We start from the raw sequence: 15666 nt of genomic DNA, 5'->3' as shown, positions 1-15666 counted from the left end.
TTGAATTATCGGAATTAAACTGATTAAGAAAAAAGGAGAGCCCTGAAGGCCCTCCTTTCCTTATTTACGCACTAACCCTTTGCTAGCTTGTATCAAGTCACTAATTTGATCTTCTTTACCTGTTTCAAAGCATTCGATGATCTTGCTGCCTACAATGACACCATCGCAGTATTGCATTGCATCACGGACATGATCTGGCGTCGATATGCCGAACCCAGCAAGAACGGGAACGGGACTTAGCTCTTTTACCTTCTTTAAATAGCCTCCAACCTCTTCCCCGAAGGCTTCACGGGTGCCTGTAATGCCTTTGACTGTAACTGCGTAGATAAAACCCTCAGCCCCTGCGGTAATCTCGGTGATACGTTCTTTCGAAGACGTGAGTGTCACAAGTCGAATAAGAACGATCCCTGCAGTTTTGATTGATGAAAAGATGGCTTCTTCTTCAATCGGTAAATCGGGGATGATGCACCCGGAAATTCCTGCTTGAAGACAATCATCCGTAAACTCTTTAAGTCCATATGCCAGGATTGAATTCGAATAACCCATTAAAATAATTGGAATGTTCACATCATCTTTGATTTCCATAACTTTTTTCAGGACATCTTTTAACGTTGTTCCATTATTCAATGAACGGATGCCAGCCTGTTGGATAACCGGTCCATCTGCGACAGGGTCAGAGAATGGTATTCCTAGTTCAACAGCTGTCGCCCCGTTGCTTTCAAGGAAAAGAAGCTGGCTCCTTAAGCGTTCAAGACCGCCATCACCTGCCATAATATAAGGAATGAATGCTTTTTCCTGCTTTATTTGACATTCTCCAAGCGCTTTTGTCAATTTATTCATGTTCACTACCCCCTATTAATGATTGGACCGTTTCTACATCCTTATCACCACGGCCAGACAGGCAAATCACCAGTCCTGTTCCTTTCTCCATTTGTTTAGCAAGTTTTAAACCATAGGAAATGGCATGTGAACTTTCCAAAGCAGGGATGATCCCTTCTTCCCTTGAAAGCATCACTAGAGCTTCCAATGCTTCATCATCGGTTACGGAAGTATACACCACCCGATTGGTATCCTTTAAATAACTATGTTCAGGCCCTACCCCCGGATAATCCAACCCTGCTGAAATTGAATGTGCCTCCTGTATCTGACCGTCCTCGTTCTGCAATACATACATGAATGCCCCGTGGAGCACCCCAGGTTTCCCCTTCGTCAAACTTGAAGCATGTAATGGTGTTTCCAGTCCATGACCTGCCGCTTCCACTCCATATAATTTTACCGTTTCATCCTCAATGAAGGGATAGAACATCCCCATGGCATTACTGCCTCCACCTATGCAAGCGACTACTGCATCCGGAAGGGAATGAACAGTCTCCGAATACTGACGCTTTGTTTCATTCCCTATCACACTTTGAAAATCTCGTACAATAACGGGGAATGGATGCGGTCCAAGTACTGATCCCATTATATAATGGGTGTCATCCACGTTCGCAACCCAATAACGTAACGCCTCATTCACTGCATCCTTCAGTGTCCCGCTTCCTTGTGATACAGATATGACCTTGGCTCCCAAAAGCTCCATCCTGAACACATTCAATTTCTGTCTCCTGATATCTTCTTCTCCCATAAAAATGATGCATTCCAACTTCAGCAAAGCGCACACAGTCGCAGTTGCAACGCCATGCTGACCTGCACCCGTTTCGGCAATCACCTTTTTCTTGCCCATTTTCTGAGTCAGCAAAGCCTGACCGATCGTATTATTAATTTTGTGGGCTCCGGTATGATTCAAGTCCTCACGCTTCAGATAAATATCTGCACCACCCGCTAGTTTCGTTAGGTTCTCCGCAAAATAAAGTGGTGTTTCACGACCGATATATTGTTTCAGGTAATAGCTTAGCTGTTTTTGGAATTCCGGATCCTCTTTAGATTGTTCATATGCATCTTCAAGCTCCATAATCGCCGACATTAAAGTTTCCGGAACGAAACGGCCTCCATACGCTCCAAAATGTCCAGTTTTATCAGGCTGTGTATAAGTACTCATCTATTCATTCCTCTTTTCCGGCTGTATATTTCGCCTCATTTATAAATGCTTTTATTTTTACAGCATCTTTTAATCCGTTTGTTTCAACACCACTAGCTACGTCAACTGCGAATGGTGAAACGGCACTGATCGCTTTTCCGACATTTTCAGGAGTCAGCCCACCCGCTAGAATCACCTTTCCCCGTGGCAGATCCGCTTTTCGGATCATTTCCCAGTCCAAAGTCAGCCCCTTACCAGATGAACCTTTAGGTAGATCCACTAAAATAAAATCTGCTGGGTACTCATGAAGGTTTTCAAGGTCTTGCTCTGATTCGATTGCAAAGGCCTTTATCACCGGTAGGGGCATTCTGCGGGCGAAGCTGGCAGACTCGTTGCCATGAAGCTGAATATAATCCAACCCTGCAATTTCAGCACTTTTTATCACTTCTTGTTCAGTTTGATTGGCAAACACTCCGACTTTTTTCACATGTCCAGGTAGATTAGCTCCGAATTCACCTACTAAATCCGGCTCGACTTTCCTGCTACTCTCGGCAAAAATGAATCCAATAAAGTCTGCCCCGGATTTAACAGCAGTCTGAGCAGCTGCCAATGTCTTAATCCCACAGATTTTCACTAACATATTAATCTCCTTATATACTCATTTGCAGTTCTGCCATCGTATGTGGAAGATTTGATGAAGTCATAAGCGTCTCCCCGACTAAAATCCCTTTTGCACCAGCTTCCTTCACACGCATTACGTCTTCTTTTGTCTTGATTCCACTTTCACTGATAATGATGTGGCTTTTGGGATCAAGTAAATTCGCCAGTCGTTCCGTTACAGCCAAATCCACTTTGAAGGTCTTTAGATTCCGATTGTTAATCCCTATGAGCTCTGCGTTTAGTTCGAGCGCTCGTTCCAGTTCGGCTTCATCATGGACTTCTGTTAATACCTCAAGCCCTTTATTTTTTGCATATTGATATAATTCATGAAGGCGTCCTTTAGAAAGTGCTGCGACAATTAATAGAATGATGGTTGCACCACTTTGATAGGCACGATCGATTTGGATTTCATCGATGATGAAATCTTTGCACAACCTGGGAATCCGTATGGCTTCGCTTACGTTTCTCAAATCGGCAATGGATCCTTTAAAGAAAACCTCATCCGTCAATACGGATATCGCTGCCGCTCCTCCCCTTTCATATGAAAGAGCCTGCTCGATTGGATTTACATTGATTTTAATGTCCCCTTTTGAAGGGGACGCCCGTTTTATTTCAGCGATAACCGCCATTGATTTTGCCATTTTCAAATTTTCTACCAGAGATGGTCTGACTATGTTGATCATTACCGAATCATCTAAATCCATTTCTTTTTTTAATTTTGCTACTTCGACCTTTTTCTGTTCGATGATTTTCGTTAAAATATTTTCCATTTACATGACCACCTTATTTCTTTTGCCATAAGCAATTATATTTTCTAACTTTTCAAGAGCCGATCCGCTATCAATGCTTTCTTTGGCCATGGAGATTCCTTTTTTGATCGTTGCTGCCGTACCATGTGCGTATAATCCCAATCCAGCATTCAATAAAACGGTATCACGATAGGCCCCTTTTTCCCCTTTAAGAAGGCGGAGCATAATATCGGCATTTTGTTTGGCGTCACCGCCACGGATGGCATCATTTCCGTAAACCGGCAGATCTACTTCTTCAGGATGCAGCGTAAATGGGATAATGTCCCCTTGTTCCATCAGCACAAGTGAATTTTCACCCTGGAGGCTTGCTTCATCCATAAAACCGGCACCATTGATCACGACCGCACGTGTCCTGCCTAATTTATGCAGGACTTCCGCAAATAGCTCGAGCATATCGCGTCGATTAATTCCCAATAATTGAGTGTCAAGTTGGACTGGGTTTGTCAAAGGTCCGATAAGATTAAATATTGTCGGGATTTTCAATTCTTTTCTGACTTTCATGATTCGTGCAATATTAGGGTGGACGGATGGTGCAAATAGGAATGTGATCCCATTTTCCTCCAACAGTTCTTTTAACATGTAAGGCTCCAAGTACAAATTAACACCTAGCTCTTCCAATACATCCGCACTGCCCGTTTTACTTGAAATGCTGCGGTTTCCATGTTTGGCAACCTTGACACCTGCCCCTGCCAGTACAAAAGCCGATGCGGTACTTATATTGAAGCTTTGTGATCCATCTCCTCCCGTCCCGCAATTATCCATTACATTAAGGGAGCTTGTTTGCACACTTCTTGCTTCTTTTCTCATTACTCGGACAAGGCTTGCTATTTCACCTGCCGTTTCCCCTTTGGATTTTAGGGCTATGATGAAAGCTGAAATTTCGCTTTCGGTGATATCTTTAGAAAATAACGCTTGGGCTGCTCTGCTCATCTCTTCTTCCGTCAATGTTTGACGCTCTGCTAACTTCGCTAAATACTCCTTCACCGCTAACTCCCCCAGTCGTTTTTTATAAAACGGATTTTTCCTTCCCTGATTGGAAGGTTCCGGCAATCTTATAAAATTGATGTAATAATTCCTTGCCGATTTTCGTCCCTATTGATTCAGGGTGGAATTGTAAACCGTATAGCGGGTAATCTCGATGTTTTAGAGCCATGATTTCCCCATCATCCAATGCTACTGCCGTCACAGTCAGTTCCTTTGGCAAACTCGCCCTTTCAACTACGAGGGAATGATATCGCATTACCGGGAATTCTAAGTCCTGTTTGGCAAATACCCCTGTTCCCTCATGCTTGATAACCGATGTTTTCCCGTGCATGATATGTTTTGCCCCAACCACATTCGCACCAAAAACCGCACCAATGGCTTGATGCCCCAAACATATGCCTAAAAGCGGGACCTTTTCATAAAAATTACGGATGATCTCCATACTGATACCGGCATCTTCCGGCCGGCCAGGTCCCGGAGAAATGACGATTGCCATTGGATTCAATTCCTCAATTTCAGCAAGAGTGATTTCGTCATTCCTTTTTACTAAGATTTCATTTTCTACTTCTCCTAAATATTGGTATAAGTTGTAAGTAAAAGAGTCATAGTTATCAATTAATAAAATCATTTTGTGTGAACCTCCATAAGAGCGCGTGCTTTATTTTGTGTTTCTTCATATTCCGTTTTTGGATCTGAATCATATACAATACCTGCTCCTGCCTGTACATATGCCTTGCCATCTTTTATGATCATCGTCCGAATGGCTAAAGCCATATCAAGATCCCCTCCAAAACCTATGAATCCTATCGATCCCGAATACATCCCGCGTTTACAATTTTCCAGTTCATTAATCAGCTCCATTGCCCTGATTTTAGGAGCACCCGAAACTGTCCCAGCAGGGAGGCAGACCGTCAGCGCATCTAAACTCGTGAACCCTTCCCTAAGCTTTCCGCTAACCTTTGAAGCAATATGCATGACATGCTGATATCTTTGAATTTCCATTTCCTCGGTAAGGTGGATTGAACCGATTTCGCAAACCCTGCCAAGATCATTCCTACCCAAATCAACAAGCATCTTATGCTCGGCAAGTTCCTTTTCATCCATCAGCAGGCTTTTTTCGAAGCCTTTATCTTCTTCATCCGTTTTCCCTCTCGGCCGTGTACCGGCAATGGGATTAACATGAACCATTCCTGATGAAACATTGATCAAACTTTCTGGAGACGACCCGATAATGGTATATTCACCAAATTCAATATAAAACATATAAGGAGATGGGTTAGCTAAACGCAGACGACGGTAGGCATCGAAAGGCTCCCCATCGAAGTCCGCCTTAAATCGTTGTGATAAAACAACTTGGAACACCTCACCAGCCACAATCGCCGCTTTAATTTCAAGGACCATTTTCTCGAATTCATCCTGACTGAAATTCGACTTGAATTCCAAATATTCCGACGATATTTCCTTTGACGGTTTGCTTGCCTGATTGATTTTTTCCTTCATCCCCAATAAACTTTTTTCACCATCTTCTTCCGCGGTCAACAGATGAATCTTCTGCAGGACATGGTCGAATATATACAGTTCTTTAAAAAAAAGAAAATGTGCATCAGGCATCTGCAGAGAATCAGGAGGCACCGGGCCAATATTTTCATATAGGCGAATGATATCATAACCCATATATCCAATCGCGCCTCCATTAAATGGAGGAAGATGTACGGGGTCCTCACCTATCTCCACTAACAATTCACTTTTTAGAAACTCGATGATATTGATGCTCTTTACGAATTCTTCACCTGTTTCAGGGTCTTTCACAATTACTTGATCAGCAAGTGAAGTCACCTCCAGGTATGGGTTTGAACCTAGATAAGAGTAGCGGCCGTTGTCATGATGAGAATTCGAACTTTCCAATAAAAATTTCTGTTCATCATTTAATTTTTGAAATATTGCGATGGGTGTATGAATATCCCCTTCAATTGTTTCCATTTTAAAGCGAAGTATTTTTTTTTCATCCAAATTGTTCATCCCAATTCCCTCCTGATTCTTAAACGATCATGTAAACTGCCGATGAAAACCCTTTTGTTCTCCAATGTATATTGAAAATCCATAAAAAAATCCCCTGCAAACACAAATATGTGTCTGCAGAGGACGGTATACCGCGGTGCCACCTCAAGTTGGAAAAACTCATCATTTTTCCCTCTTAAGCAAGAAATCAAAATTTCTTGCCAATACCCTTTAACGGTGGCAGCCGAGTTTCCCTACTTATTTCAAGAAACCACTCATAAGTCCATTCATCTTCTTATATCGTACCGGTTTCCACCTATTCCGGCTCTCTGTAACGCATCTAAAAAGATTACTACTCTTATTCATAGATTTAAGTATCATTTTCATAAAAACGCAAAAAGGGCCCTCATCCAAAGGACGAGGAACCCGTGGTACCACCTTAATTAGCTAAATTAGCTCACTTTACGGCATTAACATGCCTATCTCCAATAACGATGAGATAATCGCCAAAGCCTACTCCGTCCATCCGTTTCGGTTTGGGGCTCGGAAGTCCATTCGCTTAAATTCGTTCACCAGTTTTCAGCAACCACTGGCTCTCTGCAGAACAGCATTAAGGTACTCTTCTTCGTCACTGCCTTTATCTTTTTCTTGATTATTATGTTAAAACAATCTTTTCAGTAAGTCAATGGAGTTCTCTAAAAATTATATTTTTAATTTTTCATTTTTATCCATTCTCCGTCTTCTATTCCTTTTGCCTTCTTAATTACAAGATATGATGAATAGTTGCTGACTGACTCAAACTCATCCGTATACTTTTTCTCATCCGCCTTACCTGGGACTATTTCCTTGAACCTTCGGTAGGCTTTCATAAATTCTTCCTTTTGTATTTTATTTTCATAAGCCTTTTCTACAGCTTCAAAGAATTTGATCACATCTACGATTTCTTCAGTAGACCAATCAAGATCCATTGGATATTGATAATCCATACCCTAAACACGCTCCTTCTAGATAGTTTTTCATGCTGTCCGGCAGACCATGCATCATCAGTCTGCCCATTTTGAACGAATTGCTTCCGCCTGGTAGATAATCCGGCTGATTAGGTCAGCAGTCGATGGTACATCATGAATCAGCCCCATCACTTGTCCAGCCCAGGCATACCCTTCACCTTCAACACCATCATGGATATAACGCTGGTTCGCTTTTCCACTTATGTAATCCTTCAGTTGCTCATATCCGCCATTTTCTTTTTCTATTTCAAGGATCTTTTCAGTCCAGCTATTTGCAATTACCCTTGCTGGGGCACCAATGGACCGCTTAATGACAACGGTATCATTTTCTGTGCCGGAAACCAAGGCATTTTTATATAATTCATGTGCGTGAACACACTCCTTGACTGCTATGAATCGTGTTCCCATCTCGATTCCATCGGCACCAAGTGCCAACGCTGACATCAAACCGCGCCCATCGCCAAAACCACCCGAGGCGATGACTGGAATTTTAACGGAATCCACAACTTGAGGAATTAACACGGAAGTTCCAATATCATCACGGCCTAAATGTCCACCGCCCTCCTGACCAACTACCATCACTGCATCTGCACCAAGCTGTTCAGCCTTCACTGCCTGTCTTCTTGCAGCAACAAGCACCAGTTTTTTCACCTGAGTACCTTTGACGTAATCAAGAAATGGTGAAGGGTTACCGCCTGTTACGGAAACAACTGCGATATCCTCTCTCAAGGCTGCTTCAAGCATGTGTTCATAAGGCCTTCCATGCTGACCGATTGCAAAGTTCACACCAAACGGTTTATCCGTCATTGATTTCGTTTTTCTTATTTCATCTACCAGTTGCTCTGGGTTGTCCAAGGACATGGCCGTTACCTGCCCTAGCCCCCCTGCATTCGAAACTGCCGCAGCCAGTTCTGCATATGCTAAATGAGCCAGTCCCCCTTGTACGATTGGGTATTGAATCCCTAACAAATCGGTCACACGCGTATTCCACTCCAAACTCCTCATCTCCCTTTTTAATGGTTTGTTTTATTTATAAGCAATCTATATCACAGCTTTATTATGGCAAATATAATTTACCCGTTCAATTTTTAAACTCATACCCATTCAATATTTATAAAAGAAGAATTCTTGGGTCAATCCAGTTAATACTAGGGATATAGACAATTATAACCGGCTGTTATTTTTATTGGGCCCCACATCAAAGAAAATTAGAAATTGTTTATGTCAGTACATTAAAGTCACGCTAGGCATTTATTATAAGACGTGCTATAATTCATTTGTTTTATGTCTATCCAAAAGACCATTTGAATGGAATCGGAGAAACATGCGATCGTTAATATTTGGGAGTATATCTCCCCAATATTTCGTACCTATTATATTGAAAAGGGGCTACAAAGAATTGTCACAGAATGAAACACCCTTATACACTGCCTTATTGCAGCACGCAAAAAAAAATCCCGTTCAATTTCATATTCCAGGTCATAAAAAAGGAAAAGGAATGGACGCTGATTTCCGTGATTTTATTGGAGAAAATGCATTATCCATAGATTTAATCAATATAGCACCACTCGATGATCTCCATCGGCCAAAGGGCATCATTAAACAAGCTCAGGATCTTGCCGCTGAAGCTTTTGGTGCAGATCACACATTCTTTTCCGTTCAAGGAACAAGCGGAGCAATCATGACGATGGTCATGACAGTCTGCGGCCCTGGGGACAAAATCATCGTTCCGAGGAATGTGCATAAATCCGTAATGTCTGCCATTGTATTTTCCGGAGCGGTTCCCGTTTTCATCAATCCTGAAATAGATAAGGACTTGGGCATTTCACACGGAATAACCATCGATGCCGTTGAAAAAACTTTAAGTGAACATAGTGATGCAAAAGGATTGCTTGTAATCAACCCCACCTATTTCGGCATTTCGGCTGATTTGCAAAAAATAGTGGAAGTTGCTCATTCCTACCAAATCCCAGTACTCGTAGATGAAGCACACGGTGTCCATATTCACTTCCATGAGGACTTGCCGATGTCAGCCATGCAAGCCGGAGCAGATATGGCTGCTACGAGTGTTCATAAACTGGGCGGTTCACTAACGGGAAGTTCCATATTAAATGTTAAGAATGGACTGGTTTCTGCAAATCGTGTTCAATCAATTTTGAGCATGCTCACTACTACCTCAACCTCCTATATCCTTCTAGCTTCTCTGGATACAGCTAGAAGACAACTTGCGACGGTAGGCAGGGAAATGATCGATGAAGCCATAAATCTTGCAGGATATATCCGTGAGGCCGTGAATGAGATTCCTTATCTATACTGTGTCGGCAGCGAAATCCTAAGCAGTAAGGCAGCCTTTAGTTATGATCCGACTAAACTGATCATTTCCATTAAGGAATTGAATATTACCGGGTACGACGTTGAGAAATGGCTTCGTGAAAAGCATAATATCGAAGTGGAGCTTTCTGACTTGTACAATATCCTTTGTCTGATAACACCGGGGGACTCAAAAACAGAAGCGGACCTGCTGATTGCTGCCCTTAGAGACTTATCGAATGAGTTTAAGGAAATGGCTGCTGAACATGAAAAAATTGAAGTACTGCTTCCTGATACACCGCCACTGGCTTTATCTCCCAGGGAAGCTTTTTATGCAGAAACCGAAGTGGTTCCCATCGAGGAATCCGTCGGCAAAATCAGCGCTGAATTCATCATGGTTTACCCGCCGGGAATCCCGATCTTTATACCCGGTGAACTGATAACCGAAGATAATATCAATTACATCCGGAAGAACATCGAGGCAGGCCTACCAGTTCAAGGTCCAGAGGATCCAGAGATAAAATATTTACGCATCATTAAAAACTGATTGAATTTCATCAAACCGGAGCAGATACCTGCTCTGGTTTTTTTGCCCATTCTATTGTTTCAATTGTAATTGAGCAAAGTGCACTTGTCGGGCAACGGAAGAATACTCCCTTATTAACTCCTATAAAAAGGGTGCTCCAGGTTGCAATCCTGAAACACCCTTAAATTCTATTTATCTTTAAGTTCCTTTTTCCATTTATTTTTCAGAGGCAGCTGTATCACAGCATTGGCAGTTGTGATTGTGTGTATAAAGTACACTTACTTTTTCATCTTCAAAATGTTCAATCGTGCTATTGCAAGTTTGACATACGATAGTTCCCATTTTTACAACCCCTTCCTCTATATTGTATGCATTATTAACGTAATGTAACCGCTTCATATGAATTATAATATAACACATTTATTATTTCAAGCCAAAAAGTATAACATATATATATTTTCCATTTAATACATTTGAATTCAAAAAACACAGGGTTCTCGGGGCTGTTTTTTACATATTACGCCATTCCAATCTCAGCCAAGCAAATTGAAAATGGAATTTTACCTATAAATATACATATAGATTAGTATATAATACGAACATAAAATGTTAATATATACATACATCTATAGATCTAAGGGGGTTCCAAATGACTGAAAATGCCTATATCAAACTTGTTCCCGAGTCCGTGAAAGCGACAGTAACCATCGAAGACGTTAAAGAATTGCTGAATTATTATCAAATGATCACTGCGAAAACCGGAAAGCAACTGGATTGGGACTATGAAAAGAAAGCATTTCCATATGAAATGAAAGAACCTGAAAGAATGAAAGATAAGGCAATATACCTTCAATCCAATGAGGATCGTTACCATATGATATTGATAGGCGTTGACCAAGAAGTCGTTAGGGATGAAGATGGATTAGAGCGGATTCAATCCTATATTCAATTCACACTCCCAGAAACAGCAACTTCCGGTGATAAAGGAAAAGCAAATGAATTGTGCAAGTTCCTTGCAAAGAAATTACGGGCGCAGCTCCATCTCTTCAATAATCGAGTGATGTATTACTATCCAAGGAAATAAAAAACCTGCTGAAGCCGAAAATCAGCTCATGCAGGCGTTTCAATTAATTTTGGATCAAGGATCTTATAACCTTTCTTTTGTAACCCTTTCACGATATCCTCTATCGCTTCACTCGTCCATTTCCGGTCATGCATCAGCAAGATCGCGCCATTTCCTAAATAAGGGCTGTTCCGCATGATTTCAGTTAAAGCTTTTTTATCCTGATATTCTTTTTCCCAGTCATATCCATATGTCCAATTCATGACCAACATTTTTTCTTTCTCAGCGGCTTTTATTGAATGATCTGTATTCGATCCAAAAGGCGCCCTGAAATACTTAGGGCGTTCCCCGATAATACCCTCAACCAAATTGTTCAATTTTACGATTTCCCTCTCTTGTTCCTTTTCACTCAACTCTTTTAAATTCACATGAGAATATGTATGATTACCGATAGGAAAACCCATTTCATGAATTTCTTTTAGCATCGCTTTATTTTCATCATTTTCAAGAAAGTGACCATTCACGAAAAAAATCGCAGGTACCTCATGTCGTTTAAGGGTTTTGGCAATCTTTAGCGAATATTTATCAGGTGCATCATCAAAGGTTAACAATACAACTTTCGGATTTGCATTCCCAATGGGTTTAAATGACCAATCATCTTTGTCCAACCGATATTCTGCCTTAACATTCATTTCCCCATCTGTTTTTGATGTTTCTACTTTCAGATCTTTCTCGTGCTGGCTTTCATCTTGGACGGTAGTTGTCGTTTCCACACTTTTTTGATTCTCATGTTCAGTTTGATCGACATTGGTTTCATTGCAGCCCATAAATAAAAATGAAAATGTAAATAATACTAATACTTTGTTAATCATGGTTCCCCCGTGGATTCTTGTGTCGTTGTTGACCTTACGAAAATTTCAATAAACCGGTACAAGCGTTTCCAATAGGATTTGCAAAATTCCGTAACATAATAAACTTATCACGGTAACAAGCAAGGTGCGCTTATTGGATTTTAAAATCATTTTACCAATGTAAATGGCTAAATAAGAGAAGACCAGAAACATGAATACTTTGAAAACAAATCGATCATTAACGGAAAGCCATTCAACTAATGTATACCCACTCCAAACGATTAGTTGAAAGAGGATTACCAGATAATTTTTCAAGTGATCCACCCCATTTTAATATGAATATATCAGCAATAAACTTTTTATTGGAAAAAATATTCGTTCAGCAAATCGCTCTTCTTATTTTTTATCCTCTTTTACCTTATTCAAACCTTTTCAAGGAAAAAAGTAAGACGTCCTTTTTATAGCTTATGCCCTTTTTGTCCTTTTCATTTAACTAGTGTAAAGAAAAATTTATGAATTGGGGTAATCCTTCATTTTATCTGGCAAATAAGAAAAAGCGTACTGCATTTGCAGTACGCTTTTATAAAATAATTACTTAATGATGTGAATAGGAGTTCCAAGGGCAACTTCAGCAGCTTCCATTGTGATTTCCCCTAATGTTGGATGTGCATGGATTGTCATGGCGATATCTTCGGCAGTCATTCCCGCTTCGATAGCTAAACCAAGTTCTGCAATCATATCAGAAGCGTTTGGTCCTGCAATTTGTGCTCCTATAACCAATCCGTCTTCTTTGCGAGTGATAAGCTTCACAAATCCGTCCGTATTATTTAATGAAAGGGCACGTCCATTTGCAGCGAATGGGAATTTAGAAGCAAGAGCTTCGATTCCAGCTTCCTTCGCTTCTTTTTCATTATAACCGACAGAAGCAAGTTCCGGTTCAGAGAATACAACAGCCGGAATAGCAAGATAGTCGATTTCAGATGAATGTCCTGCAATGGCTTCAGCAGCAATTTTACCTTCATAAGAAGCTTTATGAGCCAACTGAGGTCCAGAAACGATATCTCCGATTGCATAAATGTTTTTCACGCTTGTACGGCATTGTTTATCCGTTTCGACCAAACCGCGGTCAGTCATTTTGATTCCGACTTGTTCCAAACCGATTTCTGCAGTATTAGGACGACGTCCCACTGTTACTAAAACGTAATCGGCTTCAACTTTTTTCTCTTCGCCTTTTACTTCATAAGTAACGGTTACACCTGTTTCAGTTTCTTCCACGCCTTTAGCATTTGCTTTAGTAACAATTTCAGCGCCCTTGTTTTTAAGGTTACGTTTAACAAGTGCTGCCATTTGTTTTTCAAAGCCTGCAGAAAGAATTTCTTCTGTACCTTCAAGGATGGTCACTTTAGTGCCAAAACTTGCGAACGCTCCGCCAAGCTCAGTACCAATATAACCTCCGCCGATTACCACGATCGAACTTGGAACTTCTTCCAGAGCAAGAGCACCAGTGGAATTAAGTACACGTTTTGTATATTTAAATGACGGAATCTCGATTGGCGATGAACCAGTAGCGATGATTGCGTTTTTAAATGTATATGTTTGCGCTGAGTCTTCATTCATAACACGGATGCTGTTTTCATCAACGAAGTAAGCTTCGCCAGTTACAACATCAACATTATTACCTTTTAACAGGCTGCTTACACCGCCAGTTAATTTTTTTACAACAGTACCTTTCCAAGCTTGTACTTTAGAAAAATCAACAGTAACTTTTTCTGCAAAGATACCCATGTCTTCTGAATGCTGAGCTTCATGGAAGCGGTGTCCTGCCGAAATTAAAGCTTTCGATGGGATACAGCCTACATTCAAACAAACTCCGCCGATTGTTCCTTTTTCAACGACCGTTACTTTCTGTCCAAGCTGCGCTGCGCGAATTGCGGCAACATATCCCCCTGGGCCTGAACCGATCACTAAAGTATCTGTTTCGATTGGAAAATCTCCTACTACCATTGTTTACGCCTCCATTAACAATAATTCTGGGTCGTTCAATAACTTTTTGATATGATTCAATGCATGCTGAGCAGTAGCCCCATCAATCATGCGGTGATCAAAGCTCAGTGATAATGCCAGAACTGGAGCGGCGATAATTTCCCCGTCGCGTACAATTGCTTTTTCGGCAATGCGTCCAATCCCTAGAATGGCAACTTCTGGATGATTGATTACAGGTGTGAACCATTGACCGCCTGCGGAACCGATATTCGTAATGGAGCAAGAAGCACCTTTCATTTCGTTAGGAGCCAATTTGCCGTCACGGGCTTTCGTCGCTAATTCATTAATTTCTTGTGAAATAGCAAAAGTTGATTTACGATCTGCATCTTTTACAACTGGAACGAGCAGTCCTTTGTCTGTGTCTGCAGCAATTCCGATATTGTAATAGTGTTTATGGATAATCTCACTAGCCTCATCATCAAATGATGTGTTTAGCATAGGGAATTCACGCAATGCACTTGTTAACGCTTTAACAACATAAGGTAGGAAAGTAAGCTTGATTCCTTTTTCTGCAGCAATTCCCTTGAATTTTTTACGGTGAGCAACCAATAGCGTCACATCGATTTCATCCATTAATGTTACATGTGGAGCTGTCTGTTTGGATTTAACCATTGCTTTGGCGATCGCTTTTCTCATACCGCTCATTTTCTCGCGAGTTTCAGGATATTGCCCTTCTGGAATTGAAACTTTTTGTTTTTCGGTTTTTTCCGTATCAGTTTGTTGTGAAGCTTCACTTTGAGCTGCTGGTTGCTGTGGAGCCGTTTTGCCGTTTTTGAAAGCATCGATGTCATCTTTCATGATGCGGCCGTTATCCCCAGAACCAGAAATCTCACGAATATTTACCCCTTGTTCGCGTGCATATTTTCTAACAGAAGGCATGGCGATAATACGACGTGAAGGATCCGCCTCAACTTGTGGTTGTGATCCCGCGCCCGTTTCTGCACTATTTTCTTGAACCGGAGCAGCCTCTTTCTTGACTTCCTGTCCAGCTTCAGCTGTAGCTTGAACCTGAGCCTCCGTATTCTTAGCACCTTCTGTCTTCGCTTCTTCTCCATGATCCCCTTTAAACTGAAGATCTTCATATCCTGGAGCATCGAATGTTACAAGTACATCACCTACAACGGCAACCGTTCCTTCTTGAACAAGGATTTCTTCAACGGTACCTTCCACTGGTGATGGGATTTCAACAACGGCCTTATCGTTTTGAACCTCACAAAGCACGTCATCTTCTTGAATCTTATCTCCTGGTTTTACAAACCATTTCACTATTTCACCTTCGTGTATACCTTCTCCGATATCAGGGAGTCTAAATTGGAATGCCACTGAGTTCAACCTCCTATATTAAATCATACTTAGTGCTTTGAATAAAGTCCTTTATCTTGCATTACCGTTAATGCG

The 15666-nt window shown here is 41.2% G+C and carries 15 protein-coding genes, 2 pseudogenes and 2 other annotated features; of the genes and pseudogenes, 2 read left to right on the top strand and 15 right to left on the bottom strand.

Going from position 1 to position 15666, the window contains the following annotated elements:
• Positions 1-60 precede the first annotated feature (60 nt).
• The 9 genes from trpA to N9I19_RS00605 form a co-directional block, all read right to left on the bottom strand.
• Positions 61-840, bottom strand: coding sequence for a tryptophan synthase subunit alpha (gene trpA, locus N9I19_RS00645; RefSeq protein ID WP_317776722.1), 780 nt, complete (start codon positions 838-840; stop codon positions 61-63).
• The gene (gene trpB, locus N9I19_RS00640) at positions 833-2038 is read right to left on the bottom strand and encodes a tryptophan synthase subunit beta (RefSeq protein ID WP_317776721.1); all 1206 of its coding nucleotides are present in this window, start codon (positions 2036-2038) and stop codon (positions 833-835) included. The genes trpA and trpB overlap by 8 nt, the downstream gene beginning before the upstream one ends.
• Positions 2039-2042: 4 nt before the next feature.
• On the bottom strand, positions 2043-2657 hold the full coding sequence (locus N9I19_RS00635) for a phosphoribosylanthranilate isomerase (RefSeq protein ID WP_317776720.1): 615 nt from the start codon (positions 2655-2657) through the stop codon (positions 2043-2045).
• 10 nt (positions 2658-2667) lie between these two features.
• Complete coding sequence (gene trpC / locus N9I19_RS00630) at positions 2668-3447, bottom strand: indole-3-glycerol phosphate synthase TrpC (protein WP_061462277.1); 780 nt, start codon at positions 3445-3447, stop codon at positions 2668-2670.
• Positions 3448-4470: an anthranilate phosphoribosyltransferase gene (gene trpD, locus N9I19_RS00625; protein WP_317776719.1), complete on the bottom strand. Its 1023-nt coding sequence runs from the start codon at positions 4468-4470 to the stop codon at positions 3448-3450.
• Between the two features lie 22 nt (positions 4471-4492).
• The gene (locus N9I19_RS00620; protein ID WP_317776718.1) at positions 4493-5098 is read right to left on the bottom strand and encodes an anthranilate synthase component II; all 606 of its coding nucleotides are present in this window, start codon (positions 5096-5098) and stop codon (positions 4493-4495) included.
• A complete protein-coding gene (gene trpE / locus N9I19_RS00615) occupies positions 5095-6489 on the bottom strand; it encodes an anthranilate synthase component I (RefSeq protein WP_317776717.1) in 1395 nt (464 codons plus the stop codon). The genes N9I19_RS00620 and trpE overlap by 4 nt, the downstream gene beginning before the upstream one ends.
• A gap of 116 nt (positions 6490-6605) precedes the next feature.
• Positions 6606-6843, bottom strand: a binding site (T-box leader).
• A gap of 35 nt (positions 6844-6878) precedes the next feature.
• Positions 6879-7109 (bottom strand) — a binding site (T-box leader).
• A 69-nt stretch (positions 7110-7178) separates the two neighbouring features.
• Positions 7179-7454: a UPF0223 family protein gene (locus N9I19_RS00610; protein ID WP_061462273.1), complete on the bottom strand. Its 276-nt coding sequence runs from the start codon at positions 7452-7454 to the stop codon at positions 7179-7181.
• Positions 7455-7511: 57 nt separating this feature from the next.
• Positions 7512-8471 (bottom strand): NAD(P)H-dependent flavin oxidoreductase, encoded by a 960-nt coding sequence (locus tag N9I19_RS00605; RefSeq protein WP_317776716.1) that lies wholly within the window; start codon positions 8469-8471, stop codon positions 7512-7514.
• Between the two features lie 403 nt (positions 8472-8874).
• On the opposite strand from N9I19_RS00605, the gene N9I19_RS00600 reads away from it, so the two are divergent.
• Positions 8875-10332, top strand: a complete 1458-nt coding sequence (locus tag N9I19_RS00600) for an aminotransferase class I/II-fold pyridoxal phosphate-dependent enzyme (protein ID WP_317776715.1) — start codon at positions 8875-8877, stop codon at positions 10330-10332.
• 195 nt (positions 10333-10527) lie between these two features.
• Here N9I19_RS00600 and N9I19_RS00595 read toward each other — a convergent pair whose 3' ends face one another.
• Complete coding sequence (locus N9I19_RS00595) at positions 10528-10653, bottom strand: GapA-binding peptide SR1P (protein ID WP_081108747.1); 126 nt, start codon at positions 10651-10653, stop codon at positions 10528-10530.
• Between the two features lie 307 nt (positions 10654-10960).
• Here N9I19_RS00595 and N9I19_RS00590 point away from each other — a divergent pair, with 307 nt between their 5' ends.
• Complete coding sequence (locus tag N9I19_RS00590; protein ID WP_061462270.1) at positions 10961-11395, top strand: DUF1885 family protein; 435 nt, start codon at positions 10961-10963, stop codon at positions 11393-11395.
• 26 nt (positions 11396-11421) lie between these two features.
• Here the strand turns inward: N9I19_RS00590 and N9I19_RS00585 are convergent, their stop codons facing one another.
• The 5 genes and pseudogenes from N9I19_RS00585 to N9I19_RS25105 form a co-directional block, all read right to left on the bottom strand.
• A complete protein-coding gene (locus N9I19_RS00585; protein ID WP_317776714.1) occupies positions 11422-12246 on the bottom strand; it encodes a polysaccharide deacetylase family protein in 825 nt (274 codons plus the stop codon).
• A 45-nt stretch (positions 12247-12291) separates the two neighbouring features.
• A complete protein-coding gene (locus N9I19_RS00580; RefSeq protein ID WP_309145510.1) occupies positions 12292-12549 on the bottom strand; it encodes a hypothetical protein in 258 nt (85 codons plus the stop codon).
• 267 nt (positions 12550-12816) lie between these two features.
• Entirely contained in the window at positions 12817-14229 is a 1413-nt protein-coding gene (gene lpdA / locus N9I19_RS00575; protein ID WP_061462268.1) for a dihydrolipoyl dehydrogenase, read from the bottom strand.
• A 3-nt stretch (positions 14230-14232) separates the two neighbouring features.
• Positions 14233-15183, bottom strand: a pseudogene (locus N9I19_RS00570) (dihydrolipoamide acetyltransferase family protein); the annotation flags it as partial.
• 243 nt (positions 15184-15426) lie between these two features.
• A pseudogene (locus N9I19_RS25105) lies at positions 15427-15534 on the bottom strand (biotin/lipoyl-containing protein); the annotation flags it as partial.
• Positions 15535-15666 lie beyond the last annotated feature (132 nt).

Source organism: Peribacillus sp. CSMR9 (genome assembly GCF_033141925.1).
GTDB classification, from domain to species: domain Bacteria; phylum Bacillota; class Bacilli; order Bacillales; family DSM-1321; genus Peribacillus; species Peribacillus simplex_A.
The sequence above is the reverse complement of the archived record's forward strand: the minus strand, read 5'-3'. Positions and strand labels throughout refer to the sequence as shown.

Coding starts and splice junctions, on each gene's coding strand:
- trpA (WP_317776722.1), bottom strand. CDS start 840: ATGAATAAATTGACAAAAGCGCTTGGAGAATGTCAAATAAAGCAGGAA.
- lpdA (WP_061462268.1), bottom strand. CDS start 14,229: ATGGTAGTAGGAGATTTTCCAATCGAAACAGATACTTTAGTGATCGGT.
- N9I19_RS00610 (WP_061462273.1), bottom strand. CDS start 7,454: ATGGATTATCAATATCCAATGGATCTTGATTGGTCTACTGAAGAAATC.
- N9I19_RS00620 (WP_317776718.1), bottom strand. CDS start 5,098: ATGATTTTATTAATTGATAACTATGACTCTTTTACTTACAACTTATAC.
- trpE (WP_317776717.1), bottom strand. CDS start 6,489: ATGAACAATTTGGATGAAAAAAAAATACTTCGCTTTAAAATGGAAACA.
- N9I19_RS00595 (WP_081108747.1), bottom strand. CDS start 10,653: ATGGGAACTATCGTATGTCAAACTTGCAATAGCACGATTGAACATTTT.
- N9I19_RS00590 (WP_061462270.1), top strand. CDS start 10,961: ATGACTGAAAATGCCTATATCAAACTTGTTCCCGAGTCCGTGAAAGCG.
- N9I19_RS00585 (WP_317776714.1), bottom strand. CDS start 12,246: ATGATTAACAAAGTATTAGTATTATTTACATTTTCATTTTTATTTATG.
- trpB (WP_317776721.1), bottom strand. CDS start 2,038: ATGAGTACTTATACACAGCCTGATAAAACTGGACATTTTGGAGCGTAT.
- trpC (WP_061462277.1), bottom strand. CDS start 3,447: ATGGAAAATATTTTAACGAAAATCATCGAACAGAAAAAGGTCGAAGTA.
- N9I19_RS00635 (WP_317776720.1), bottom strand. CDS start 2,657: ATGTTAGTGAAAATCTGTGGGATTAAGACATTGGCAGCTGCTCAGACT.